This is a genomic window from Pseudomonas sp. rhizo25, from assembly GCF_031931935.1.
GTDB classification, from domain to species: domain Bacteria; phylum Pseudomonadota; class Gammaproteobacteria; order Pseudomonadales; family Pseudomonadaceae; genus Aquipseudomonas; species Aquipseudomonas synxantha.
The window spans coordinates 84,131-109,364 of sequence record NZ_JAUJXA010000012.1 but is presented as its reverse complement, the minus strand read 5'-3'; the positions used below and the strand labels follow the sequence as shown (position 1 = coordinate 109,364).

At 56.1% G+C, this 25,234-nt stretch carries 27 protein-coding genes and 1 riboswitch; of the genes, 16 read left to right on the top strand and 11 right to left on the bottom strand.

Features of this window, described 5'->3' with window-relative positions; genetic code table 11:
- Positions 1-44 precede the first annotated feature (44 nt).
- The 4 genes from QZR30_RS22475 (at position 45) to QZR30_RS22455 (ending at position 4,166) form a co-directional block, all read left to right on the top strand.
- Complete coding sequence (locus tag QZR30_RS22475) at positions 45-974, top strand: DNA/RNA non-specific endonuclease (RefSeq protein WP_046068952.1); 930 nt, start codon at positions 45-47, stop codon at positions 972-974.
- Positions 975-1,095: 121 nt separating this feature from the next.
- Positions 1,096-1,289: riboswitch (cobalamin riboswitch) on the top strand.
- 104 nt (positions 1,290-1,393) lie between these two features.
- Positions 1,394-2,404, top strand: coding sequence for an ABC transporter substrate-binding protein (locus tag QZR30_RS22465; RefSeq protein WP_311904216.1), 1,011 nt, complete (start codon positions 1,394-1,396; stop codon positions 2,402-2,404).
- Positions 2,401-3,405, top strand: a complete 1,005-nt coding sequence (locus QZR30_RS22460) for a FecCD family ABC transporter permease (protein WP_056848030.1) — start codon at positions 2,401-2,403, stop codon at positions 3,403-3,405. The genes QZR30_RS22465 and QZR30_RS22460 overlap by 4 nt, the downstream gene beginning before the upstream one ends.
- Positions 3,402-4,166 (top strand): ABC transporter ATP-binding protein, encoded by a 765-nt coding sequence (locus QZR30_RS22455; RefSeq protein ID WP_311904215.1) that lies wholly within the window; start codon positions 3,402-3,404, stop codon positions 4,164-4,166. Before QZR30_RS22460 ends, QZR30_RS22455 begins: the two co-directional genes overlap by 4 nt.
- Before the next feature lie 19 nt (positions 4,167-4,185).
- Here QZR30_RS22455 and QZR30_RS22450 read toward each other — a convergent pair whose 3' ends face one another.
- Genes QZR30_RS22450 through tspO form a run of 4 tightly spaced genes read right to left on the bottom strand, consistent with a single transcriptional unit; the run spans position 4,186 to position 6,327 of the window.
- Complete coding sequence (locus QZR30_RS22450; protein ID WP_059397189.1) at positions 4,186-4,677, bottom strand: GNAT family N-acetyltransferase; 492 nt, start codon at positions 4,675-4,677, stop codon at positions 4,186-4,188.
- The gene (locus QZR30_RS22445; protein ID WP_068967490.1) at positions 4,674-4,898 is read right to left on the bottom strand and encodes a hypothetical protein; all 225 of its coding nucleotides are present in this window, start codon (positions 4,896-4,898) and stop codon (positions 4,674-4,676) included. The genes QZR30_RS22450 and QZR30_RS22445 overlap by 4 nt, the downstream gene beginning before the upstream one ends.
- 35 nt (positions 4,899-4,933) lie before the next feature.
- Positions 4,934-5,887 carry an alpha/beta hydrolase gene (locus tag QZR30_RS22440; protein WP_059397187.1) on the bottom strand — a complete coding sequence of 318 codons (954 nt, stop codon included), beginning with the start codon at positions 5,885-5,887 and terminating at the stop codon, positions 4,934-4,936.
- The gene (gene tspO, locus QZR30_RS22435; protein ID WP_043047529.1) at positions 5,887-6,327 is read right to left on the bottom strand and encodes a tryptophan-rich sensory protein TspO; all 441 of its coding nucleotides are present in this window, start codon (positions 6,325-6,327) and stop codon (positions 5,887-5,889) included. The genes QZR30_RS22440 and tspO overlap by 1 nt, the downstream gene beginning before the upstream one ends.
- A gap of 175 nt (positions 6,328-6,502) precedes the next feature.
- Here tspO and chrA point away from each other — a divergent pair, with 175 nt between their 5' ends.
- Positions 6,503-7,702 carry a chromate efflux transporter gene (chrA, locus tag QZR30_RS22430; RefSeq protein ID WP_059397186.1) on the top strand — a complete coding sequence of 400 codons (1,200 nt, stop codon included), beginning with the start codon at positions 6,503-6,505 and terminating at the stop codon, positions 7,700-7,702.
- Here chrA and QZR30_RS22425 read toward each other — a convergent pair.
- Entirely contained in the window at positions 7,691-8,263 is a 573-nt protein-coding gene (locus QZR30_RS22425) for a nucleotidyltransferase family protein (protein ID WP_046068960.1), read from the bottom strand. The two genes, chrA and QZR30_RS22425, sit on opposite strands and share 12 nt — an antisense overlap.
- Positions 8,264-8,555: 292 nt before the next feature.
- Between QZR30_RS22425 and QZR30_RS22420 the strand changes: the two genes are divergently transcribed.
- The 3 genes from QZR30_RS22420 to QZR30_RS22410 are packed head-to-tail and all read left to right on the top strand — an operon-like array spanning position 8,556 to position 12,611.
- A complete protein-coding gene (locus QZR30_RS22420) occupies positions 8,556-9,896 on the top strand; it encodes a hypothetical protein (protein ID WP_046068961.1) in 1,341 nt (446 codons plus the stop codon).
- Positions 9,897-9,900: 4 nt separating this feature from the next.
- On the top strand, positions 9,901-10,392 hold the full coding sequence (locus QZR30_RS22415) for a sorbitol dehydrogenase (RefSeq protein ID WP_046068962.1): 492 nt from the start codon (positions 9,901-9,903) through the stop codon (positions 10,390-10,392).
- Positions 10,389-12,611, top strand: coding sequence for a GMC family oxidoreductase (locus QZR30_RS22410; protein WP_311904213.1), 2,223 nt, complete (start codon positions 10,389-10,391; stop codon positions 12,609-12,611). The genes QZR30_RS22415 and QZR30_RS22410 overlap by 4 nt, the downstream gene beginning before the upstream one ends.
- Before the next feature lie 87 nt (positions 12,612-12,698).
- On the opposite strand, the gene QZR30_RS22405 is transcribed toward QZR30_RS22410, so the two are convergent.
- Positions 12,699-13,220 (bottom strand): DUF2846 domain-containing protein, encoded by a 522-nt coding sequence (locus tag QZR30_RS22405; RefSeq protein WP_059397183.1) that lies wholly within the window; start codon positions 13,218-13,220, stop codon positions 12,699-12,701.
- Positions 13,221-13,285: 65 nt separating this feature from the next.
- The gene (locus QZR30_RS22400; protein WP_057024612.1) at positions 13,286-13,888 is read right to left on the bottom strand and encodes a hypothetical protein; all 603 of its coding nucleotides are present in this window, start codon (positions 13,886-13,888) and stop codon (positions 13,286-13,288) included.
- 525 nt (positions 13,889-14,413) lie between these two features.
- Between QZR30_RS22400 and QZR30_RS22395 the strand changes: the two genes are divergently transcribed.
- The 5 genes from QZR30_RS22395 (at position 14,414) to QZR30_RS28090 (ending at position 19,310) form a co-directional block, all read left to right on the top strand.
- Complete coding sequence (locus QZR30_RS22395; RefSeq protein ID WP_056848019.1) at positions 14,414-14,644, top strand: DUF6124 family protein; 231 nt, start codon at positions 14,414-14,416, stop codon at positions 14,642-14,644.
- 552 nt (positions 14,645-15,196) lie between these two features.
- Entirely contained in the window at positions 15,197-16,063 is an 867-nt protein-coding gene (locus QZR30_RS22390; protein WP_311904211.1) for a hypothetical protein, read from the top strand.
- On the top strand, positions 16,041-16,457 hold the full coding sequence (locus QZR30_RS22385) for a hypothetical protein (RefSeq protein WP_311904209.1): 417 nt from the start codon (positions 16,041-16,043) through the stop codon (positions 16,455-16,457). The genes QZR30_RS22390 and QZR30_RS22385 overlap by 23 nt, the downstream gene beginning before the upstream one ends.
- Before the next feature lie 443 nt (positions 16,458-16,900).
- Positions 16,901-18,559, top strand: coding sequence for a hypothetical protein (locus QZR30_RS22380; protein WP_311904208.1), 1,659 nt, complete (start codon positions 16,901-16,903; stop codon positions 18,557-18,559).
- Between the two features lie 481 nt (positions 18,560-19,040).
- On the top strand, positions 19,041-19,310 hold the full coding sequence (locus QZR30_RS28090) for a BsuBI/PstI family type II restriction endonuclease (RefSeq protein WP_442967586.1): 270 nt from the start codon (positions 19,041-19,043) through the stop codon (positions 19,308-19,310).
- A 180-nt stretch (positions 19,311-19,490) separates the two neighbouring features.
- Here the strand turns inward: QZR30_RS28090 and QZR30_RS22375 are convergent, their stop codons facing one another.
- The 4 genes from QZR30_RS22375 to QZR30_RS22360 all read right to left on the bottom strand — a co-directional run bounded on the left by QZR30_RS22375 (position 19,491) and on the right by QZR30_RS22360 (position 23,696).
- Positions 19,491-20,207, bottom strand: coding sequence for a HEPN domain-containing protein (locus QZR30_RS22375; RefSeq protein WP_311904207.1), 717 nt, complete (start codon positions 20,205-20,207; stop codon positions 19,491-19,493).
- The gene (locus QZR30_RS22370) at positions 20,204-21,310 is read right to left on the bottom strand and encodes a DUF262 domain-containing protein (RefSeq protein WP_311904206.1); all 1,107 of its coding nucleotides are present in this window, start codon (positions 21,308-21,310) and stop codon (positions 20,204-20,206) included. Before QZR30_RS22370 ends, QZR30_RS22375 begins: the two co-directional genes overlap by 4 nt.
- Before the next feature lie 646 nt (positions 21,311-21,956).
- Entirely contained in the window at positions 21,957-22,475 is a 519-nt protein-coding gene (locus QZR30_RS22365) for a hypothetical protein (RefSeq protein ID WP_311904205.1), read from the bottom strand.
- 705 nt (positions 22,476-23,180) lie between these two features.
- Entirely contained in the window at positions 23,181-23,696 is a 516-nt protein-coding gene (locus QZR30_RS22360) for a GNAT family N-acetyltransferase (protein ID WP_311904203.1), read from the bottom strand.
- A gap of 118 nt (positions 23,697-23,814) precedes the next feature.
- On the opposite strand from QZR30_RS22360, the gene QZR30_RS22355 reads away from it, so the two are divergent.
- The 3 genes from QZR30_RS22355 (at position 23,815) to QZR30_RS22345 (ending at position 25,189) form a co-directional block, all read left to right on the top strand.
- On the top strand, positions 23,815-24,297 hold the full coding sequence (locus QZR30_RS22355; protein ID WP_311904201.1) for a GNAT family N-acetyltransferase: 483 nt from the start codon (positions 23,815-23,817) through the stop codon (positions 24,295-24,297).
- 6 nt (positions 24,298-24,303) lie between these two features.
- Entirely contained in the window at positions 24,304-24,564 is a 261-nt protein-coding gene (locus tag QZR30_RS22350) for a hypothetical protein (protein ID WP_311904200.1), read from the top strand.
- A 130-nt stretch (positions 24,565-24,694) separates the two neighbouring features.
- Positions 24,695-25,189, top strand: a complete 495-nt coding sequence (locus QZR30_RS22345; RefSeq protein ID WP_233518674.1) for a hypothetical protein — start codon at positions 24,695-24,697, stop codon at positions 25,187-25,189.
- Positions 25,190-25,234: the final 45 nt, after the last annotated feature.

Sequence of the window (25,234 nt, the reverse complement as noted above, 5' to 3'; positions counted from 1 at the left end):
TGTGTTGCAGTGGTGTTTATCCGAGGCCCATAAGGAACATGCCCATGCCCGCCCGCACAGCCAAAATCGACCTTTCCCACCGCCCCAGGCTTTCCGACCTGCGCCCATTGGTCGCGCTCAGCCCCACCCTGCTGGAAGCCAGAACCGCGACACCGCGCGTCACCGCCGCCAAGGACCTCAAAAACCGCGCAGGCTATGCCCATGACTTCCTCAGCGACTTCGTGGTGCCATGGCCTACGGTCGGCGAGCCACTGTCGAGCGACGTGCAACCCAAGCGCCTGGACTACACGCATTTCTCCATCACTATGTCGCGTTCCCGACGACTGGCGCTCTACGTGGGGGTGAATATCGACGGCTCAAAGCATGTGGACATCACGCGCAGCAACGACACTTGGGCCTACGATGGTCGCCTGCCCCTGGATGCGCAGGTAGGTGAAGACCTCTACGCCAGCAACGGCCTGGATCGCGGCCACCTGGTGCGGCGCCAGGACCCCAACTGGGGCGACGAGGCCAACACCGCCAACTTCGACACCTTCCATTTCACCAACTGCTCGCCGCAAATGAGCGGCTTCAACCAGAAGACCTGGCTGGAACTCGAAGACTACATTCTTGACAACACCCAGCGCTGGAAAGCCCGGGCCACGGTGTTTACCGGCCCGGTATTCGCCGATGACGACCGACTTTATCGTGGGGTGAAAATCCCCAAGGCGTTCTGGAAAGTCGTGGCTTACCTCAGCGACGACGGCAAACCCTCCGCCAGCGCCTACATGATCGACCAAAGCCGTGAGCTGGGGCAGCTCGACCTGGTGTTCGGCCCGCTTCGTACCTACCAGCGCAGTGTGATTGCGATCGAACAATTGACCGGCATCCGCTTCGCCAATCTGGCCGACTATGACGGGTTCAGCAATGAAGAACGTGCAACAGGTACGCGGATCGAAGCGCTGATCCGCGGCCCCCAAGACATACGACTCTGAGAGCGGCCCATTGTAGGAGCGAGCTTGCTCGCGAAGCACCTGAGAGCGCTGCGGCGTATCAGGTTTCCCGCGTTATCGTTGACGACCTTCGCGAGCAAGCTCGCTCCTACAGGGGGTGATCGCTTACCATACCGCCGCCGGTTCCCGTATGGGACTAATAGGGAATTCGAAACGCCGCCCGCGACGTCAATCGAAACTGCCCCCGCAACTGTAGGTGCCGAGCCTGCTCCCCACTGCCACTGGACCCTGTCCGGGAAGGCGGGAGCGAGGCAACGACGCATCAGTCAGGAGACCTGCCGGCCCAGCAAAACCACTAACCGGCGGGGTGTCCGGGAAGGACATCCTTGCCTGCCTGATCGGCAGCGTTCGAGGCTGTATTTCCGAGCCGTACCGCCCCTGCTGCACTCGGAGATCACCCCATGCTGCTACGCGTTACCGCCCTGATCGCAGGCTTGGGTGCCTGTGCAATGGCCCAGGCCACGCCCACCCATTACCCGCTGACCCTGGAAAACTGCGGCAGTACCCTGACCTTCCAGCACGCGCCTGCACGCAGCGTAACCATCGGCCAGGCCGCCACCGAGATGCTCTACGCCTTGGGCGTGGGCGATAAAGTGGTTGGCACTTCGCTGTGGTTCAACAACGTGTTGGCGCAGTACAAGGCACAGGACGCCACCGTTGAGCGCCTGGCCAACAACGAGCCGAGCTTCGAAGCGGTGATCGCCAAGCGCCCGCAACTGGTGGCCGCCGAGCTGGAATGGGTGGTGGGGCCCCAAGGCGTGGTCGGCACCCGCGAGCAATTCCATGAGCTGCAGATCCCCACCTACTTGCTGCCCTCGGACTGCGAAGGCAAGGACAACCTGGTGGGTGCCGACGGCACGCGTCTGGAGCCGTTCCGCATCGACACGATTTATAAAAGCATCCGCCAACTGGCGCAGATTTTCGACGTCCAGGATCGCGGCCAGCAGCTCAACGACGAACTACAGGTGCGCCTGGCCAAGTCCATCGCTACCGCGCAAGGCAAAGGCTTGAAGCAAGCCAGCGCGCTGGTGTGGTTCTCCAGCGCCGAAATGGCCAGCGATCCCTACGTGGCCGGGCACAAGGGTATTCCGCAGTTCATGCTGCAAACCCTCGGCCTGCGCAATGTGGTGCAGTCCGATGAAGAATGGCCCGCCGTCGGCTGGGAAACCATCGCCAAGGCCAACCCGACGTTTCTGGTGATCGCACGCATGGACCGCCGCCGCTACCCCGCCGACGACCACAAGAAGAAACTCGCTTTCCTGCGCAGCGACCCGGTGACCCGCAACATGGACGCGGTGAAAAACAACCGCATCATCATCCTCGATGCCCTGGCGCTGCAGGCCAGCCTGCGTACCTTCGATGGCCTGGAACAACTGGCCGCCGCCATCGACGGCTATGACCTGCCGAAATGATACGGACCCTGCTTGCTCTCACACTGCTATTACTCGCCCTGCTCGCCGGCGTGGCCATCGGCGAAACCGCCATCTCGCCACAGGTGGTGCTCCAGGTGCTCGCCAACAAGCTGTGGGCCGCAGGCTTCGTGCTCGACCCCATCGATGAAGGCGTGGTGTGGAACTATCGCCTGACCCGCGCCCTGGTGGCCGCTGCCTGCGGTGCAGGGTTGGCGACCTGTGGCGTGATCCTGCAATCGTTGCTGCGTAACCCGCTGGCTGATCCTTACTTGCTCGGCATCAGTGCCGGCGCGTCGACCGGCGCGGTCCTCGTCGCCTTGATTGGCGTGGGCGGCGGGCTGGTGTCGCTGTCGGCGGGGGCGTTTGTGGGGGCCATGGCGGCGTTTGCGCTGGTGATCCTGCTGGCGCGGGCCAGTGGCTCGTCCAGCGGCACCGGGCAGATCATCCTCGCGGGCATCGCCGGCTCGCAACTTTTCAATGCCTTGACCGCGTTCCTGATCACCAAGTCGGCCAGCTCCGAGCAAGCCCGCGGCATTATGTTCTGGCTGCTGGGCAACCTCAGCGGCGTGCGCTGGCCGTCGGTGTGGCTGGCGGTGCCGGTGGCGATCGTTGGGCTGGCGGTGTGCCTGTGGCATCGTCGCGCATTGGATGCCTTTACCTTCGGCAGCGACTCGGCGGCGTCCCTTGGCATCCCGGTGCGCCGCGTGCAATTTGTGCTGGTGGCCTGCGCTGCGCTGGTGACGGCGGTGATGGTGTCCATCGTTGGCTCCATCGGTTTTGTCGGCCTGGTGATACCCCATGCGGTGCGCCTGCTGTTGGGCACTGGGCATTCGCGGTTGCTGCCGGCGAGCGCTCTTGGCGGCGCGTTGTTCTTGATTGCGGCCGATGTGCTGTCGCGCACCTTGATCAAGGGCCAGGTGATTCCCGTCGGTGTGGTCACGGCGTTGGTGGGCGCACCGGTGTTTGCGCTGATCCTGATTGGCCGCAGGAACGCGCGATGAGTGTGCTCAGTTGCACCGGCCTGGGTTTCAAGGTGCGTGACGCTGAGTTGCTGCGCGATATTCACCTGGACGTGCAGCAAGGGGAAACCCTCGGCATCGTCGGGCCGAACGGCTCGGGCAAATCCACCCTGCTCAAATTGCTCGCCGGCTTGCGCATCCCGGCCAGTGGTGAAGTACGCCTGGGCGCCAAGCGCCTGCGTGAGTTGTCGCGCCGCGCCATCGCGCAACAGCTGGCGGTAGTGGAACAGCAGGCCGATACCGACGACGCTATCCGCGTATTCGATGCCGTGGCCCTGGGCCGCACGCCATGGCTGTCGGCGCTGAGCCCGTGGTCTCGCGAAGACGACGCCATCGTCCGCCAAGCCCTGCACGACGTAGACGCCACCCACCTGGGCCACCGCGCCTGGCGCAGCCTCTCCGGCGGCGAACGCCAGCGCGTACACATCGCCCGAGCCCTGGCGCAACGGCCGCAGATTTTATTGCTCGACGAGCCGACCAATCACCTGGACATCCAGCATCAACTGGCGATCTTGAAAGGCGTGCAAGGCTTGCCGGTGACTACTTTGATTGCCCTGCATGACCTGAACCAGGCGCTGACCTGTGATCGCCTGGCCGTGCTGGATCGCGGACGATTGGTAGCGCTGGGCACGCCGTTGGAAGTGCTGACGCCAGAGCGCTTGCAAGAGACATTCGGGGTACAGGCGCATTACCTCACGGACCCGTTCGACGGCGCGCAAATACTGCGCCTGCGCCCTAGCTGACACACCTCCCACATTTGATCTACAGAGACCGGTGCATATGGGTGGTCTGCCATACAGGGTCAGCTTCCACATCCACCACCTCGAAGCCCTGCCGGATCCAGAAATCAATCGCCCCGGGCAGAAACGGGTGGGTATGCAGGTAAACCACCTCCACCTCGTCCGCCCGCGCCAGCGCCTCCAGGGAACGGTATAGCTCACCCGCCAGACCGCAGCGACGAAATGCCGGATGTACGTACAGGCGCACCACCTCCACTGTCTTGCAGCCCTGGTAGTTCAACTGTGCAAAGCGGCCGTCATACGGCAGGTAACCCACCGCCGCAACAATCCGGCCTTCGGAACGAGCAATCAGAAACTGCCCGTCGCCCTGCAGGTAAATGGCTTCGAACTGCACCAGGTCATCCGGTACCCCGGTTGCGCTGAGCTTTGGGAACAGTTCATCACGCGCCTGCAACGCGAAGCTGAGTACTTCGGGCAGAGCCGCCGGGGTGACGACCTGGATTTGTGGCTTCATACCACCTCGATCCGGGTGATCCCCACCACCTGCGCCTGCTCCAGGACCTCTTCCGGCGTTGCATCTGCCGCCGGCATGATCAGGCCGTTTTCCGCATCGCCGAAATGCAATGCCAGCAAATGCATCGCCGCCTCATGCTTGGGCAATTCAAGCTGCTTGAGGTCGAAGCTGTGAGTGCGAGGCTCATCATTGAAAAGGTAGTTCAGGGTGTAGGCACGCATGCGGGAATCCTTGTAAGGGAAGAAGGCGCAACTGATTAACCTGACTCAGCGATCAGTTTTTTAGTTCCCACTTGATGCAGATGCTGCGTTATCCATTTGCGACTGTAGGCCAACACGTTGTCTGCCATCGCCACTGGAAAATGAATGAAACCATGGGCCGCCTCCGGCAGCAGATGCGCTTCTGCCCCGCCCCAGCGCTCGGCGATCAGTAGCGTGTCGTCTTTGAGCGGGTCCAACTCACCCACGAACATCAGCGCTGGTGGCAACCCCGCGAAGTCCCCGTACAACGGCGACAACGGCGGCTGCCGACGCGCCTCATCGGTGATGCCCGGCGTCAGCAGGCGCAGCGCCTCGACCATGCCCGGTCCGTCCAGCAACAAGGTGTCCGGCCCTGCCGTGCGCACGCTCGGCGTGCCGGTCAAGTCGTAGACGCCGTAATACAACACCGCGCCGCTTACCCGTTCGAGCAACTCCGGCCACTGCTTGAGCGCCAGCAACGTGGCCGCCGCCAAGTGCCCGCCGGCCGACTCGCCGACGACGAACACCGGCAGGTTGGCAAACTCCGGGCAATCCCCCAGGAGCCAGCGTGCAGCGGTGAGACAGTCTTCCAGCAGCCCTTCTATCGGCGTGTCCACCGCCAGCCGATAATCCACCGACACCACCGCTACGCCGCAGGCGTTGACCATGCCGAGGTTGAGGTCGTCATCCATTTGCGCATTGCCGATCACCCAGCCGCCACCGTGGATATCCAGCACTACGCCTTTGGGCTTGCCGCTGGGCCGCAGGATGCGCACCGGCACCGAGCCCACCTTTTTGCGTTCTGCCACGGGCGCCTTCTTCAGCGTTTGACTGACGCGCAACAACGCCTGGATCAGACGCGGCGTGACGCGGTTGCGGATTTTAAAGCGCGGCATCCACCCAAGCTTCTGATTGAAGCGTCGCATCTGGGCCCGTTCAGGCTCGCTGGCGGGCCAATGTTGGTAAGCCATCAGCGATTGTTCCGCAGGATCGAGAAGTTCAACGCCGCGGCTACGCACAACCAGGCGAGGTAAGGGAACAGGATCAAACCGGTGATCAGGTCCAGGCGCACGGCCAGCACCACCATCGCCGCCACGGTGAGCCACAGCAGCACGATAATCACCATCCCGGCCAGCAGTCGGTGGGCGCCGAAGAACACCGGTGTCCACAAGGTATTCAGGGCAATCTGCGCCGCCCACAGCGCCAGCACCATTTGGCTGCCGGGGATCAGGCTCAAGCGGTAACCAGCCCAGGCCAGCAGCAGATAGATGATTGTCCATGCCACCGGGAACAGCCAGTTGGGCGGCGTGAAGCTGGGCTTGACCAGGGATTCGTACCAGGCGCCGGGCTTGAAGATCACGCCGGTACTGGCGGCGGCGGCGCAGGCCAGGAGGAAGATAAAAAAGGTCATGGTCAGTCCTTGAGGTCGAGTGGGTAGAAAGCAACGCTATGCTTGAATGACTCAAACACCTGCGCATAAATTCAATGCATTCGCCAAAAAATACCCTCTCTTCTGCGCGTCATGAAAATTGGGTAGGGTCTGCAAAATAACGGCTACGCCTACCCCACCAGCAGAGCACCCGACCTTGGCCAACTCACCTACCGATCGCCCTGACAGCCCCTGGTCGGTGTTCCTGATCTTCCTGCGCCTGGGCCTGACCTCCTTCGGCGGGCCGATTGCGCACCTGGGCTATTTCCGCGAAGCGTTCGTCACTCGGCGGCAATGGTTGAGCGAGCGCAGCTATGCCGAACTGGTCGCCTTGTGCCAATTCCTCCCCGGCCCGGCCAGCAGCCAGGTCGGCATTGCCCTGGGCTTGTCCCGCGCAGGCTACGGCGGCGCCGCAGCGGCCTGGGCCGGGTTTACCTTGCCGTCGGCCATCGCCTTGATTCTCTTTGCCGTCGGCCTCTCGCACTACGGCACCGCCATCCCCGGTGGCGCCTTGCATGGCCTCAAAGTCGTCGCCGTGGCCGTCGTCGCCCAGGCCGTGTGGGGCATGGCGCGCAACCTATGCCGAGGTGCAGTGAAGGTCACGCTGATGCTGATCGCCGCATGCATCGTGCTGCTGGCGCCGTCCGCCTGGAGCCAGGTCGGGGTAATCGCCGCGGCGGGCGTGGCCGGCCTGCTGCTGTTCAAGCCCCAAACCCATACCGAGCCCGACAGCCTGCCCATCGCCATCAGCCGCCGCGCCGGGGCCATATGGCTGGCGCTGTTCGTGGTGCTATTGGTGGGCTTGCCAATCCTGGCCGACGGGCTGCCCAATCCAGTCCTCGCCCTGGTGGACGCCTTCTACCGCACCGGCGCCCTGGTGTTCGGCGGCGGCCACGTGGTGCTGCCGCTGCTGCAAGCTGAAGTGGTGCCGCCGCAGTGGGTGAGCAATGACGTATTCCTCACCGGCTACGGCGCCACCCAAGCCGTGCCCGGCCCGCTGTTCACCTTCGCCGCCTTCCTCGGCGCCTCGATGACCCACGCCCCCAGCGGTTGGCTCGGCGGCATGATCGCCCTGCTGGCAATCTTCGCCCCGTCGTTCCTGCTGATCTGCGGCGCCTTGCCCTTCTGGGCCAGCCTGCGCACAAGCCCGCGCACCCAGGCGGCACTGGCCGGGGTGAATGCGGCGGTGGTTGGGCTGTTGCTGGCGGCGCTGTACCGGCCGGTGTGGACCAGCGCGATTTTCAGCGGGTATGACTTTGCCCTGGCCGTACTCGCATTGGTCGCGCTGATGGTCTGGAAGCTGCCGCCCTGGCTGGTGGTGATAAGTTGCGGTGTAGTGGGCGGCTTACTTGGCTAAGCCTGGCTCGACGATCCTGAGCCAAGGCCAGCGCGCCTGATAACTTCTGGCCTTGTGCAAAAACAGCTGCGGTTCGGGATGCAGTGGGTTGATGCGCAGCACACCCTGCTCCACATCTTCTAGCCCATAGGGTGCATACACCTCGCCGGTGGTGATATCCAACGCGATGCAAGTGCCCGCCACCAGGTAACGATCAACCCCCTGCCTGGCCGAGTGCAATTGCAGATAGGGCCGGCCGAATCGATCAGGGTACCAAAGGTGCACCCGCGCCTGATTCCTGACCTCCACATTCACCCCCAGGTCCTGAAACAGCCCCTGCGCCGCACGAATCACCGCGTCTTCCGCCTCGTAGGACAGGTCTGTGTCGAAGTAAAAAACATCGTAGTCCTTCACGCCCTGATCAGCCGGCAGATTCGCCTGATGATTCCACACCGCCTGGAACAGGCAACCCGCGGTGAGCATGCACTGCTGCACCCCAAGGTCCGGCAGGCGCGCCGTGATTTGGGCATTGAGCGGGTTAGCCATGGCCAATTCAATCAAGGTGTCGACAGTCAATGTCATGTTCAGTCCTCCATCGTCTGGCGCAACCATACCACCCCAACATGTCACTCCTGTAGGAGCGAGCTTGCTCGCGAAAACCCCAAACAATCGCGCAGCGCCTGAAGGCAAAATCCGATTTCCAAGCCACGCCGCGCGGCGATACTGCTTATCCCTACCTTTAGTCGGATATATCTGAGGGTACTGACGCAACGGCTAGCCTTCAGCCTAGCGTCAGGGATAACGCTGAACATTCGGTCCATGAAGGGCCAGTACGCCTCATCGTCCCGACGCTTTACCTGCTGAGGAGACGATAATGAAAATAACCTTGAAACGGTTGGCGTGCCTGGGTGCAAGCTTCACCAGCGCGCTCGCCATGGCCGATGCGGCCGGCCCGCCAGTGCTGTCCCCTGCGATCCCCTTCGACGTCACTGCCAACCCTCCCTTCACCCTGGACAACCTGCAACACGATTTCGACGTGCTTTCGTGGCAGACCTTCGTCGCCCTGAACTGGCCCGCAAAGGCCGACGGCAGCGCCGACACCTCGGTGAAAATCGGCGCGCCGGGGCAGACGGTTTGGGAGTCGTGGAAGGAGAGCTACGCGATTTTCCTGCCCCAAGGCCAGAAGCCGCTCGCCTGGGACCAGGCCACGCCGCCGCCCGCCGCCTGCCAAGGCAAAGGTAACCTGCCCGTACTGCAACAGATGGGCAAGGTCGCCGGTGTGCTCGACGAATTCATCCAGCCGTTCAAGACCGGCCCGCTGGTGGACCAGGACGGCACCTACACGCGCAACGCGATCATGGTCAACCAGCCGATGTTCAACGACATCGTCAACAATGGTCTCTACAGCCAGGAAGGCCAGCAGGCTTTCTTCACCAAAGCCGACAACCGCATTGCCTTCTCCTGCGGCACGAAGGAGACCCAGCAGGTCGGCGCGATCATGGTCAAGTCGGCCTGGAAGGTACTCGGCGGCAACGACAACCCGCAGGACTTCCATGCCGTCGACGCCTTGGTCTACACCCCCGGCAACACCGACCCGAATACCGGCGCGGTAATCCCCGAGTCGTGCAGCGCGCAGAAGGTCGGGCTGGTCGGCCTGCATATCGTGCACAAGACCAAAGATGCGCCGCAGTGGGTATGGTCGACCTTTGAGCACGTGCGCAACGTGCCGGAAAAGACCACGCCGATGAACGAGCGCAAGGGCCCCTACCTGTTCTACGACGCCCAAGCCAGCGACCGCCCGATAAACGAGCCGCCACCGCGGCCGTGGGACCCGTCGAAGAAAGCCACGCCGTCGCAGATCGTGCGGGAAATACCGCTCACCGTCGCGACCCACCAGCTCAACGCGCAGTGGCAAGGCGCGCTGAAGGGCACGGTCTGGGCCAACTACCAGCTGATCAGCACCCAGTGGCCGACCGCCCCCGCCGATGACTGCCAACTGCCGTCGCCAACCAACCCGCTGGGCACGCCTGCCCCGTCATTCCTGGCCAACGCCACCCTGGAAACCTACAACCAGGGCACCACGCCACAGGCCTCGTCCAGCTGTATGGAATGCCACAACAACGCGACCACCCGGGTGACCCAGTCCCCGCGCACCAGCTTCGCCGATTTCACCTTCCTGCTTGAACGTGCCCAATCCACTGGCGCCAAGGAGTGATGCCATGAGCGACCCGAACCTGCAAGACTTCATCGACCTGTCCGCTGTGCTCACTGGCCTGTCAGCCAAACTGCTGGCGCCTTCCCCCGACCCGATCAAACTGCCGCCGCTGTTCTTCGCCACGGCCCAGCAGGGCATGGGCGCTGCTGCGTTCAGCAACCTGCTGGGGCTGTACGCCAGCATCAAGGGCCAACCGCCTGCGCAAATCGCCAGCGCCGTGCTCGGCAACTCGGACCCGCAGATCGCCCAAGGCGCCCGCTCGATCATGAAGCTGTGGCTGCTTGGCAGCTGGTACCAGCCTTATAACCAAGGCACCGCCCACAAGGGTGACACCCGCGTGGTCTCCGACCAGGCCTACAAGGAAAGCTGGGCGTGGAAGATCGCCCAATCCCACCCCATGGGCTACAGCCAGTACCACTTCGGCTACTGGGCCGAGCAGCCACCGACCCTCAAGCAATTCACCGGTGTCGACGCCAAGGAAGGGCAGCAGCCATGAGCACTCTACACACCCAGAACATCGAAACCGCCGATGTGATCGTCGTGGGCGCCGGCATGGCCGGCAGCGTCATGGCCTATCAGTTGGGCCTGGCCGGCTTGAAAGTGCTGGTGCTCGAGTCGGGCCCGGCGATACCGCCTAACCGCAGCGAGTACCTGGAGCGTTTCTACACTGCCGTGTTCAAGTCGCCCGAGTCGCCCTACCCACCGGAGCAGACCGAGCAGACCCCGGCCAAACAGTTCGCCCCGCGAGCGACTATCCAGGACTTGATCACTGCCGGCAGCGACGACCCGGACAAGGTGCAGAAGAGCTACCTGGTACAAAAGGGGCCGCACCTGTTCGCCAGCACCTACGAGCGGGTAGGCGGCGGCACCATGTGGCACTGGATGGGCACGGCCCTGCGCCTGTTGCCCAACGACTTTCGCATGCGCACTGCGTACAACGTCGGGGTCGACTGGCCGATCAGCTACGACGACCTGCAAACCGCCTACTGCCGCGCCGAGCAAGAGATTGGCGTCTCCGCCGATGTCGCGTCGCAGACCTACCTGGGCGTGACCTTCCCTCAGGGCTATCAATACAGCATGCACGGCATCCCGCCGTCGTTGGTCGACCAGGGCCTGGGCAAAGCCATCAATGGCACGCAGTACCTGGGCATCACCCTCAACGTGCGGCAGACTCCGGCCGGGCGCAACTCGCAGAACGACAACGGCCGCCGGGTGTGCGCCGGCAACACCAGCTGCACGCCGATCTGCCCGATCCAGGCCAAGTACGATGCCACCGTGACCATGGCCAAGGCACTGGATACCGGCAACGTACGTATCCTCTACCAGGCCGTGGCGAGCCAGGTGCAGGTCGATGCCAACGGGGTCACGGGTATCGATTTCATCCAGTACCAGAACAACGGCACGCACCAGAACGGCACGGCCCAGGGCAAGCGCTACGTGATCGCCGCCCACGCGATCGAAACGCCGAAGCTGCTGCTCAACTCCATCGGCCCGCACAGCCCTAAAGGGGTCGCCAACAGCAGCGGCCAGGTCGGCCAGGCGTTGGCCGATCACCCGGTGTACCTGGCCTGGGGCCTGATGCCCGAAGGCAAGCCGCTGTTCCCGTTCCGCGGGCCGTTGTCCAGCTCGGGGATCGAGGACATGCGCGATGGCCCGTTCCGCAGCCAGCGTGCCGCCTGGCGTATCGAGATCGGCAACGAGGGTTGGAACTGGTCGGTAAACGACCCCTACACCTCGGTCTGCGATTTCATCGACGGCACCAACCATGGCGGCGCCAACCCCAATAACCAGGCGTTGTCCGGCGTGGCGCTGGTGCAGCAGCTCAACAGTGTGCTGACCCGCCAGTTCCGCCTGGGCTTCTTGATCGAGCAGGTCGAGAAAGACCCCGACAAAGCGCTGTGCCGGGTAGAGAGGGCCGAGGGGTTCACCGACGGTTTGGGCCTGACCAGGCCACAGATCACCTACGAACTGTCCGACTACACCAAGGAGGGCTTCAAGCAGGCGCGCCTGGCCGCCACGCATATCATCACCAAGCTGATGGGCGCCACCGAGCTGACCGACCTGAACCCTGAGCTCAAGCCCGGCTCGCAAACGGTGTTCAAGTACGACGGCCAGAACTACGCGTTCTTCGGCGCTGGCCACCTGATGGGCACCTACCGCATGGGCTCGGACCGCACCAAGTCAGTGGTGAACAAGGACCAGCGCAGTTGGGACCACCCCAACCTGTTCCTGGTCGGCGACGGCGTGTTCCCCACCACAGGCACTGCCAACCCGACCTTGACCATCACCGCGCTGACCTTCCAGGCCGCCGACGTGGTCGCCAGCGACCTGCTCAAGCGTACCGTGCAGGTGCAAGCCAACCAGGCCTGGCAGGGCACCGGCGTGCAGGTCAACGGGCATAGCTGGCAACTGGCGGTGTGCACCGGTGGGCAGTGGACGGCCAACCCGGGCACCGGCATGGTCGGCGCGGCGGGCAACTCAAGGTTGACCGCCAAGCCCGGCTATACCTTGCCCGGTCAAGCGGAAGGCGCGTTGATCGGGCGTATCGGCAACAGCGGCGCGCCGTTTTTGGTCGGCAACCAGGCGCAATTGCCGCGTGGCCAGCAGGGGGAGTTGCAGTTGTGCATCAATGACGACCTGACCGAACGTTACGGGGCTGGCCTGAGCGATAACAGGGGCAGCCTGTCGGTGGAGGTGCGTTTCGGGACGGTGTAAGCGCTGGCATAGCAACCCCACAGTGCTGCGGTATTGTGGGGCTGCTCTCTGTCGGCAAGTTGGCTTTTGACGAAGTGGGACGCCCGGTTACCGTGCGGTTGCCGGCAACTCCTGGCACCACTTGATAGAACGCAGCGCTTCCTCGGCAGGCACAAGCGCGTAGCGCGAGTAAAACATTGTTCCACCGAAACTACCCTCGTCGACTTCACCCAAGGTCTGCCCGTCCTTGTAGGCAGAGATGCTGAGTTGGTCGGCGATGTAATACACCTTTCCATTCTCGACGTTGATATCGAAACGCTTGTTCACCATACCGCTGATGATCGGTGGCGAGGTGGAGGCGATGCTGTGCTTGCCGGCGGGCATGCCGGTCTTGAAAAAACTACCGGAAGGCAAGCTGCCGACAGCGCGGCCATCGACCTGAATGGTCGGGGCCACCCCGTCACCGATGCTGGCCGCCGTGCGATAGAAGTACACCGTGGCCTCATCCGCACGGGGCTCTGCCGGTGATGTGAAGAATGGTTGGCCTTTGAGGTCCGGACCGCTGATGCAGCCGGTCAGTGAGGCCAGGGCTGCGAACAGGCCGACCCAGAGTAGCGTAGAGCGCTTCATGGCATGAAATTCCTTGAACGTGGATCAATGGGCGTCGGGTTCGATGACTGTCACCGTTACCGGATTCAGATCGTGCACAGCCCTTTACCGAAGTCAGTAGCATCAGAACTCGGCCAAGGCGCAAAACCGCTCTTCGGCGTCAGATTCACGATGTTGCGGTCCTTGAGCATCGGGTACTTGCGCTTGAGCGCCTGCACCGTGTCCTCGGCATTGTTCACGTTGGACAAGCAAAAACGCAGGGCATCGGCGCGCAGATCGCCGATATAGAGGGTTTCCCCGGCCTTCACCGAGAAAACCGCAGGCACAGGGCGCGCCATCGATTTTCCCGCGTAATACACGTAATGCCACTGCGTGTACTCATACTCACCCGGCGGCACTTCATACATGAAGTAATGGCCCAGCACAGAGGGTGATGGCTGATCATCTTCATTGCCCAAGGTCGTCAGCCGTATTGCGGTGCCGGGTGCGCCCTGTTGGTCGATTTCAACCACCAGCCCATGGGCCTGCATCATCGGAAAGCTCTCACCAATCGAACCCACAATGATCGCCTTACTCGGGTCCGGCGCGTGCTTGCCGTCGTAGCGTGACGCCGCGCACCCGGACAGAAGCGTCGCGCAAAGTGCGACTGCAGCCCAGACGAGATATTTACTGCTGACTTTCCCTAGCATTGGTCTTTTTTCCGATCAGTAATCTTGCAGTTCGTAGAGCCCAGCCGAGCGAACCAAACGTTCGCACATCTGGTGCTTCGTTGCTGGCTCGTCGGCATCTATTGTCCAGCTACCCGCACCTTGATAACAACCCACTCTTGACCCACTCCTGTAGGAGCGAGCTTGCTCGCGAAAAACCCAAACGATAACGCAGCGCCTGAAGGCAAAATCCGATTCCCTCGCCACGGCTTGCTCCATTGCCTACGCGTGCGTCAGAATCCGCCGGCTTGTGCGCTGGGGTGGCCGTCTCTAAGGTGGCTCGGTCGCTGAATTGTTCAGTGATCGGGTTTAGTAGCCCACTTTTAGACCTAACAAGTGCACAAGCTTCATCCATCAGACGTTCCCGTCTGTGCTTGATGGTGGCTGTGCGCAGGGCGTCCTCGGACGCGCCGGTTTTGTTAGGTTCCACCGGTCTACTAACCTGCGTACAGCTACCGCCCTATTGTTTAGTAGCGATGGGAAGTGGCCCAAGCAAGGAACTTAACCATGGTTAACGATTCAACCACGCTCTATACCGTAGCCCCCAACGCCACCAACGAAAGCCTCATCACCAACAGCTACGAAACCTTCACCAGCGTCAGCACCCTGCTGCTCGACCTGTCCGAAGACCTCAACGGCAAACACCGCGACATCGCCCTGGCGATCCACCAACTGAGCGAACTGGGCGTACTCCTCACCGCCAGACTCCTAGACCGCGAAGTGCCCTGCTCTGGCTGATGATCAGTTCTTCAACTTATTAGACCGATGACTCGCCGCGTCGTCGTAAGCCACGTACAACGACTCGGCGAGTTGGGTTTTGATGGTTTTGGTGCATTCAGCCTCGGCACAAAGCCCTTTGCGATGACGAGAGCGGCGAGTGCTTTCGGCCATTAGCAGTCACTCGCACGGCTTGTAACAACCCATGGCGGACGGTTCTCAACTGGCTGTTTTAGTCAACACTGCATTTTACTGAATGCATCGGAGATCGACGATCAGTGATTGTAGGTTGGCTACCCAGCGCAGCAATCGCCGGATTTGCCAGATCCCCATATCTGAGGTACTGTTTGGATGAACAGTGTTTTATAGGGCGACGCCAGGACATCAGAACGCTACGCAACCTCAGAAGACGAAGACATTTTGCCATCATTGGAATTAGAATCATCGACCTTCTGGTTCAGGAGGTGGGGCTCTAATCAGATTGTACAGGCCGTTTAGTACTTCTAATGATCGTGCAGACGAGAGTTTTCAGGTGGCCCTAGTGCTATTAATCATTCATGGAAGTAGGTCGCAATGCACGAGACGCTGAAGATCAAGATCGATTTTGCCAAGGAACGGCGCAGACCCGCCGAAATATTCCAGGCCATGAGCAGCTACATAGAAGCTTACCAGGCACTCGGGCAAGTTATTGCAACGAGCGTTGGCGCAACAGACGATTTTGAACTTCGATTGGAAAATGTCGAGGCGGGATCGATAGCGAGTTTGCTGAAGTCCGTTCCAGGGAAGGTAAGAACGTGGGTAGAAGATGCTGTTTTTGATGCTGGTGTGAAATTAGCGGGTGAGCTTTCTGAAATCGACTCAACCAGCACAGAAGAAGACGTAGACCTCTTGGCGTCGAAGCTGGAAACTCATTTGAGCAAGTTTGATTTTGGGCAAACTGTGGATCCAATGATTGATCGAAAAGCTTTGGCAGTGGCTTTGAGTAAGCTTTCGGAAGCCAATAAACGATTGCTTCCAGAAGAGAGTGCGACGGCTACCCTGACCGAAGCTCACTGCGTAACTCCGATCAACACGCATTGGCGCTTCAATGCTAATCCCAAAGATATGTTTTTGGGAACAAAGGAAAGCCATATTGGTGTCGATAAACTTTATGTGAGGGCTCCTGTCAATATAGGCAAGGGCGCATGGGCCATGTTAAGTGTCAGCACTGGTAGTCGATACAATGCCAATGTTTCTGATCTCGGGTGGCTAGAAGGATATCAGGATGGGCTGATAAAACCTATCGGGCCAAAAGATGTCATGGAGGCTGAAGTTGCCTACGAGATTTACACGCCGCCCGCGGGGAAAGGTAAGCCTTTCATATCCAGTGCGAAAATTAAAAGGGTGATTGACATCCATCGAGATGTGGGGCTTCAGCATGAACCCAGACCTCTCCTCTAGAGACCGGAAGGCTATTTTAGCCGAACTTATGTCCGAGTATCTTTTTATCGTGATTCCCTTCACGATGCTGGTACTCATCAAGCTGTATGCATACACATGGCAGGAAATTGTGCTTTCAGCAGATTGGTCGCTGGGGTCTTGCATAATTTTTGGACAGGTAGCAGTAAGAATGACGAGATCGGCCATCAAGCACCGTTCTACCGATGATAGGTTTCTGGGCTGGTATGCTTCCAAACGCTTCTTCATGGTAGCGGTGTCCTTGTTGTTCTATTTTGGGATGATTGCGCAGCCAACCTTGAAGCTGGGATTTGCGCAATTTATTTTGTTTGGACTTGCCAGTTACTTTCACTTCAAAGATGGCGTGGCGGCGAGAGTCCTTGAAGCGCGAATATAAGTATGAAAAATCTTATAGAAAAGTATTGCTGACGGACTTTACTTAACATGGATGTACGAGTTATTTGCAACGAGCAGAGTGGCAAGGAGTATGAGGCTAAAGATGTAATTCTCATCTCAAACTTCTCTGGTGGAGCGCGCCAAGCTTGCTATTGTTACTTATGATTGGTAATACCCGACAAATAGTAACCAGCCGTGAGCGTATGTACTCGGCTCTAAAGTGAGTGCTTCATCTGACTATGCGGTTCAAGTATGAGCACTTATTCAATCGCTTCGATAAACTTGTTCGTTAAGGCTTGTGGTCGAAGTGTATTTGACTTTGTAGTAAGTTCGAGCTTAGCTTATGTCGGCCAGACAATTATTTTAATCAAGCATTTCGTCGCATTCGCTTGCGGCAGCAAGACTCTTCCATTCAACGTTTCATCACCGCGCTGAGGACTGATTATGCTCAATGATGACAGCTATGCAAAACTCTCTCACCCGCTACTAGACACATTTAGTCACATTGAGGCATCACAGCCTGGCCTTTCTTCTTGTCTTGACGCTTTGGGGTTATATCATCCCACACAATATGTTCTCAGATTGAGTTATTCAGTGCACAAGCTGGTCGATAGTGCAACTAAAAAAAAGAATGGAGGTATAACTTGGGAGGAGTTTCAAGCTTTTTCGACATACCTCCACGAAACTGTTCACTGGTGGCAGTTCATTGGCTCAACTACAGGCTTTATGTTGAGTATGGGTTATCCTGCACAAACGCATAATAATTTGGAAGCGCTGCAACACCTCGCAAAATCGAAGAAAGCCAAAAAGCCACTTATGGCGTGGGCTGAAGCGGAGATGCGCAGAGGGAAAGATCATACGGATCCAGACATTGCATATGCTAATACCGTAACAAACAACACGTTGGACATAGCGTTCTACAGATCGCTAATCATGAATGCTTCGGGCATTAAGCAGATAGCGACTTTAAATTATTTTGAATCAAAAGCTCATGCTTTCAACGTTGCATACAACGCGACATTAAACATTTTGAAAAGTATGTTCGATCCTGAATCGGAGTTTCTTCCTAACGCTGACGATTGGCACGACGATTTTGAGAGTAACAAGGCTGCGAAGCTTAGTGGTTTTTTCTATGGCTCCCCTTTAAAACTATATCCTATTCGAGGGTTTGATATCATTGAAGGGCAGGCTAGATTCATTCAGCTACAGTTTCTGTCAGCTGTAACCGAAAATAAGATAACTTTCGAGCAAATTGAAAAAGAGGGTTACCTACAAGGAGTATATGGTGAGGCGTTCAAGTTGTTTCTGCAGCTGACAAATAGTGAGGCGCCCAAGCTAATCGACAGTCCTCTTGTTGCGCTGTATCTTCTTGTTTGTGACATATCACTTAATCCTTGTGAAGGATTCCCAAAAACAGTAAGTAGCATGAAGGACTTCATAAATACCGTCGATTGTAACTATCGGTTTCTAGCACTTTGCAGGGCTGTTAAAGAAAATTCTCACTTAAAATTTCATATTAAAGATTGCAGCAAGAAAGAATACCTCGAGGTGGCGCAAATACTGACCCAGAGCAGTGGCCTCGAACATCCATATGAAATACCTACATTAATATCCAAATGGAAAAAAGATAGAAGCTCAATTCAAGAGTTATTGAGGCAGCAAGACACTTTTGATTTTGATCCAGAAAGTATTGCCATTCGTGTCCTCTTCTCACACTTTATAACTTTTAACTTAGATAAGCTTGAGGCTCCAGAATTTTTCTGTTGGGCGGGAAAACATTTTACGTTTGGAGAGGAGTTCAGAAAATATCAAGATATCTGGTTGAGAAATTTATCATTGTACAGTGATCATTCTGAAGAGCAGACAATTTTGCCGCGTATGATTCCTGGAAAAACTGAATATAATATAAAAAAAACGTTCAATGCATTTTACGCTGCGAACCTTGTATATAACTTGAGTAGCCAGTGGGTGACTGGGCAGGGGTCATTCAAATATGAGTTTTCCTGGCTTACAGAGCGAGAAGATTCTGGGATAATAAAAAATAGAACAAGTCGCTTGTTTGAAAATATTTTTAAAGTTCATCCTGATGATATTAGCTACTGAATAATTGCAGTTGGCTTGCCCATGATGGCGTGCTCTGATTATATCGGCAGATATTTAGCTTTTTTGGTGAGGGGCTTATGTGCGATATGGCTGGTGTGCATTGGAAGTGAATATAGTTGGCAGACTATTTCGAAAATTGCGACGTTGGGTTGTTTGTGCATGGAAGGCTCGGCATTAATAATTATATTCATTTTAGCGGTATTTATTCCAAGATGTGATGCGCAGGTTGAAATGAGCGGGACTAGGCCTGTCAGATATATAGATGCTCAACTGGGTCAAATTCAGCCTGAAGGTAGATTTCCGCTATTGGCCGACAGCGGCCAGTCGCGAAGGGCTGCAATCGGCCAGAAGCGGACATTTGCAATCAGCGCCAACATGCCAATACGCTCGACTTGGAAATAAACACATCGAAAGCGCTGCCTGACATTATATTGATTGACTTAGGCTCTGACGCAGGTGGCGGCGACATGTATGTCATGTTATCAAAGTCGTCGCCACAGATGGTCCGATTAACCGTGAGCGGAAACTTGCCTTGACTAGTCTCGCTTTAGAAGCCAACTTTAGTGAGCACCACTTATCATTCATGACAGCTTGCATGGATCGTGCAAACGCTCCAATCAGGAAGAGTATCACTGAGCTCCCTTGGGGCTCATATGCTTGGTGTATGTCAGAACCAAACCACATTATAGAATTACGTGAAGGTGAGCCACGCAAGCTGTTTGACGTCGAGTTTGCGAAAAATAAAATTTGAAAGCATAACGCAATAGGCGATCAAGCGAATACGATGCGAAATATTGTCAATAGACAATATGCCACGATGACTTAATAGGATTATGATATTTCGAGTCCGGCTCCTTCAAAATTTAGATAATCAAGGCCTTCCGCTTTTATAGGAAAGAGGGTTATGCTTTCAATTGCGCGACTGTTGTCGTTATGTCATCCACTGATTCCAGTCAGATCTCAATAAAGGTCCTGAGCAGTAATGGCCAGCCACACCCCGATCTAAAGCTGCAACAAATTTTCGCATCTGTTCGAGACGATCTTTCAAATCCGCAAAGCTGAAGCCTTGCGGAATTTCTCCCTCATGTGCGATGCCGGTACGCAAATCATTCAGAGACTTCAGCAATAATTCACTATTTATATTTCCTGCGCGTCCAATAACCTGCCATATCTTCTCCACACCCAATCTCTTGAATAGCTGAGGAATATTTTTTGGCGAGGGATATTTCTTTTTATCTAAAAAATCTGAGGAGTCAGCAGTAATAAATCCTCCCTCACCAGAAGCCCATAATTTAATTTTCCGCGCTGCCAGAGCAACTTTTTTTGAAATTGCGCCCTCATCCTCGTCCAAGCTATACCTCCGGTAGTCAGCTCCAAGATTTTCTGTTTTATGCAATAAATACCCAAGCATCATATCCGGCCATTTATCAATATGAACTTCTGACTGATTGAATGTATTAATAACATCTTCAACGAACGTCTTGATGTATACCTCAAGCTGAGAGTATGCAAACACATAATATGCGCCTAAAAGCCTAGAGCTAGCCCCTTTTTTATGGGCGAATTTGTACAGCAGAGATAATTCTGCGACAGCGAGCTTCAATTGTTCTTCGAACTCTTTGCGAGCCTTGCTCCGGTAATAGCTCATACCACATTCTTAAATAAAACAGATATTTTGTGTATCCTTCCTTGCAATGACGCTTTGTCACTTGTAGCCAATGTCACACTTTTGATGAATTCGTCATCTTCCTGGAGATCCATGTACTCGTCTTGAACCTCACTAACTTTACTCAACAAGGTTTTGTATTTAGCTTGAGTCAGCTTGGACGACGCAACCATCTGAGCATCAAAAACAGCTGCGTTGAAGCGCGGCTTGCCATTCTTCGAAAATGAGAAGCAATACTTTCCAAATAGCGTGGTAGCCCTGTTATAAGCCACTTGTATACTTTCCTTCAAACTAGAAAGCTCAGCATCTGTAGGATTTCTATTCTCCTCTGCATAATTAGAAATAAAAGTAGCCAAAGGCTTTTCGTAATGACCAACCCCTTTACTTAGAGCCCAGTAACGAATTACAAATTCTTCAGCTTTCATCCGCTTATCTGCACCACTTCCTAGGTGAGATTCCAACTTCAGATCTTTTACAACCTCGGCGGCAAGTTTCAAAAGCTTTCCGTAAAATAATCCATGCCTCAACTCTTGCCTGGTAAGCGCCACGGCCCCAGAATTGAGTCGCTCGAATACGTCAAATTTAACTTGAGGATGAGTATCTTTTAGGATAATTGTACAGCGCATCACTCTGTTTACGATATGTCGCTGAAATCGTTTATCTAATTGTGAAAATTTCAGCCCTGCCAATTCAGGGTAACTAGTTAACCCGGAGAGAGCAAAATCGTCGTCTAAGAATCGTTTCAGGCTGTTCAGCCTCTGATTGCCATCGATAACTGAAAATGTTTCGTCTTTCTCTTGATTCATGTAAATAACAGGTAGGGGGCACTGAATTATCAATGATTCGACTAGCCTGGATGCCTGGCGATCACTCCAAACATAGCGTCGCTGAAACTCTGGAATTTTCACCTCCTCCTTATCCATCATTGAGACTAGGGTTGATACTGAAAAGTCATATTGATCAGTTCTTAAGACTCTTTTCTCAGGAGGAATAGAGAGAATTGCATCTTCAACATCCTCGACCTCCGCTGGGAACAAAGCATCAGCTAAAGACTCTTGATCTTGAGCAAGGATTTTTTTTGCCATTTGTGGTGTCAACTCTCTAACAGGGGGAGAATCTAAAATGAGTAAATGTAGAAGAGAGCATACATCTAGAGCCCGAGGTATTCTACCTTGGCAGTGCGCAGTCCAGTTCCACAGGATCAACACGATACGGTTTCGCACCGCCGGCAATATTCTATCGAAAGCAGTCAGGCTTAAAGTTCCTCTTCTGGCCGGAAGCAGTCCATCGCCAACGACTGCTTTTGGCCGATTTCTGCCGTTCGTGAAGGGCAGCAATCGGCCAGCGTAATACCCAGGGTTAAACCACCGCTATCTGGTACACAACCGAATCATATTTTTCCGACAGCATCCTGCTCGCAGAGGAGCGCAATGCTAAGGCGTTGCGAGAGAATGCGGACTGGGTGGGTGCCCACTGGCATTGCAATTTCCTTCCTGGGGTCACATTAGCCCTTCAACTCACCCGCCCGATTGCTCGCCGCATCGTCATACGCCACATACAGCGACTCCGCTTTCGAAAAGGGGACAGATTTATTTTCCTAGAAATATGATGATGACCGCTTCGGGTCAGAAGCGGACATTCGATGCGGACAAGGATCTAGACGACCTCTCGCTCTCGATTTCGGGACACAGCAACACAGCATGCATTCCCGCGAGCAAATTAACGGAGCGTTTACTCGGGAATTCCGGTCACTGTATGCACTACGCGCATTGCACAAGGCGGTCGAGCCCCTTCCGGGTTGAGCTGTTCGCATTTCTTCAGCAGCGGATAGGCATCGGCAAATTTCATAGCCGTGACCTGTTCGGCGTGCTGCTGCGAAACAAAGCAGCGCTCGAACCGGAAGGCGGCATACACCTCGGGTAGCAGTGCCGGATAATCGTAAACCTCGTCGACGATACTCTTTAGCATCTGGGACATCTGCCCGTTGGCCGCGGGAGAAATCTTGGTAAGCAGATCATCCTTGGCGACGCCCGCTTGCCTGGCCTCAATAGCTTGCTTCGATGCACCGATGGATGCCTGCATTCCCTGCGGAAACTGACAATCAGACGCCGCCAATGCCGAGGTTGACGCCATGCAGCTCAGTAAAGTGAAAACAGCGGCCATCCTTGCCATGGAATTTCCTCGTTTGTAGCAAGCGTTGTCGAAATAAGCTGAGGATTCTAACCGATGCCAGTAGATGATGCGCTCCATTGACCGGGTCAGCTCCGGATCGATGGTTGCCGGTCTTGGTTGACTGCTTTCAACCCGAATCGGTCACTGAATTGAGGTAACGAAGCGGGTCTCGAGGCCAACACTTACTGGCGGTAGCGCATTAATCAATACGACGGCATCGTCGCCCTGGTTAAGGTAGATCAAGGAGTGACCAGTCTCGAACTTAACTCTGAATCCGGCAAGCCAAGGCTCTTGCCCGTAAAGAGAGTAAAGAATCCCCTCAACTGCGCAAACTTTTTTGTTCTCGAGGTGGGTTGCTGATAAATCTGTAAGCAGGTTCTCACGCTTCCATGAGCAGGTCGCGTTCGGTTCTATCTCGAAGGAAGCCGGCGTAACAGACGGCAGTAAGTCCGCGCCTACTCTCTCGCCATCACTCAAGAGATACATGGATAAAACTTCTCGCTCGCCAAACCGTCACTCTAAAGAACCTATGTCTTCCAAGTTTTTCTCGTCGTTGAAATAATATTGGTCATGCAGCAGCTCGCTCAGGTGTTTTCCCAAAAGCGAGCGTGCGTTTTGCAGGTCTCGGACAGCTCTTGCTGGGGACGGAGAGCGGCGGCCAGACATCAGGTTTCTCATATAGTTGGGAACAGAGGCAGATACTACACAAACGCCTTTACGTTCGCTTCTGGCCGATTTCTGCCGTTCGTGAAGGGCAGCAATCGGCCAACGTCATACCCAGGGCTAAACCACCGCTATCTGATACACAACCGAATCATATTTCTCCGACGTCCGCCTCTCGATGACGACTCCCCCCAAAGCTTCGGCAATGCGTCGACTCGCACTATTCTGCGTCGCAACAGGGTAAATGAAGTGCTTTGCCGTCACCCGCTGGCTCGCCCACTGAACAACCGCCCGCACCGCTTCCCCACCAAACCCCAGCCCATGTTTATCTTCACGGATCCAGATGCCCAACTCCGGTGTTTCACTGCCGGTATGGTGCAGCCCGACCAAGCCGGTAAAACGGGCATTCACCAGCTCCCTGACCGTGAACACGATGTCGCTGCCATCCGCTATCGCAGGCAGCCATTGCCGCCAGACTTGCGCGTACTCTTCTAACGAGGCAGGCGGTTCCCAGGACATGTAGCGAGTCAGAGACGCAGTGATACAAGGGAAGGACTCAGCAGCGTCCTGCTCGCAGAAGGGCTCAATGCTAAGGCGTTGCGAGAGAATGCGGATTGGGTGGGTGTCTACTGGCATTGCAATTTCCTTGCTGGGGCCGTTACTCCATTTATGCCGTGAACATACCATGCGGGTCGCTTCATCAGTATCAGGCTCTCTATACTGGGCCCCCAGGATGGTAGTTGGAGCACACCATATGCCCGTCGCACCCAATCAAAATTCCCCCATCATTTTGATCCCCGCTCAACAGAGCGACTTGGATAATCTGGTAGCCATTCGAATTGAGGCCATGCGCGAAAGTCTGGAGCGTGTTGGCCGATTTGACCCAGTACGTGCACGCGAGCGGTTTCTTAGCGGCTTTGAAGCTCGCAACACACGCTACATCGAGGCAGCTGGAGAGAGGGTGGGTTTCGTAGTGGTCAAACATCACCACAATGAACTCTTGCTCGACCACTTGTATGTAAGGCCGAGCGCGCAGGGGTCAGGGGTAGGGTCTGCTGTTCTCACGCAGATTTTCAAAGAGGCGGATGCAGCTGCGCTTCCTATTAAAGTGGGTGCTCTCAAAGAAAGTGCTTCCAATCGCTTTTATACCCCCCATGGCTTCCAGTTCATCGAAAGCAGTGAATTCGACAATTATTATGTTCGTCAGAATGTTCCGGCGATTGGCCCAGCTTGCTAGCTGGATATGCTGCACCTCGACGTACGCAAAGCTCTGCCTTTTCAGCAGGCTCGTTTCAGCTTGGCCAGCCGGGTTCAAGCCCTGCAACGCGACCAGGCACCGGCCACCGCTCAACAGAAGCTGTTCATAGTGCTGAACCGCCTTTGGGGTGAAGCGGAAGGTTTGGTGGCAGGGTTAGCGGCAGTGGTAAAGACTCTCGCTGCGCAGTTCCTCGCCACTGTGGTGATAGCCGGTAGCGGCAACCAGGACCACTGCGCAAGTTATTGAAATTGAAGGGTTGCAGGCTGGATATGTGTTAGTTCCTGCAGGTTGTGAAATCGTTATTCATCCGATGTGTCAAAAACAGCAACCCTTGGCTTAAAGAATTCTGGTTACCTGCCGCTATAGAGGTTGAGTCTTGCTGTCTTTTCTATACAAGACGACGCGCAAGGACAAGAGTCATAGTGATTATCAAATTAAAGGGATATTTATGAGATTCGCTAAACTGTTCGGGGCAGCAACTTTATTCGTCTCTATGATTGCATCTGCCCAGGCAGGCATAATCGTCACCGTGAAGGTGAAGAACTCTACGACCGGTCCAGCCGCCTACACTTTTGAGTACTTTTCAGGGAGTGTAGCCCCCTCCCCCAGTACGATTCTGCCGTCTGCAACGACAACATTTGCCCTGACCAGTGTCGCGGATACGGTTTCAGGAATGCGGTTCGTCTATACGTCAGGTAGTAAGAAATGTCGTTTTGCAGCAAGCCACCAAGTCAATCCAACGACTAAAACTCCTAGCTGGACTAAAATGGGCACTAGCACTGGTTCCGATAAGGCTACTTGCAATGCCAATATCACAGCAATTCAATCGGCGCCTCCCTATAACTACACTGTCGAATTTGAAATCAAATAATCCGACATTTGTATAGGCACCCTAGCTGGAGATAGCTCTCGATCT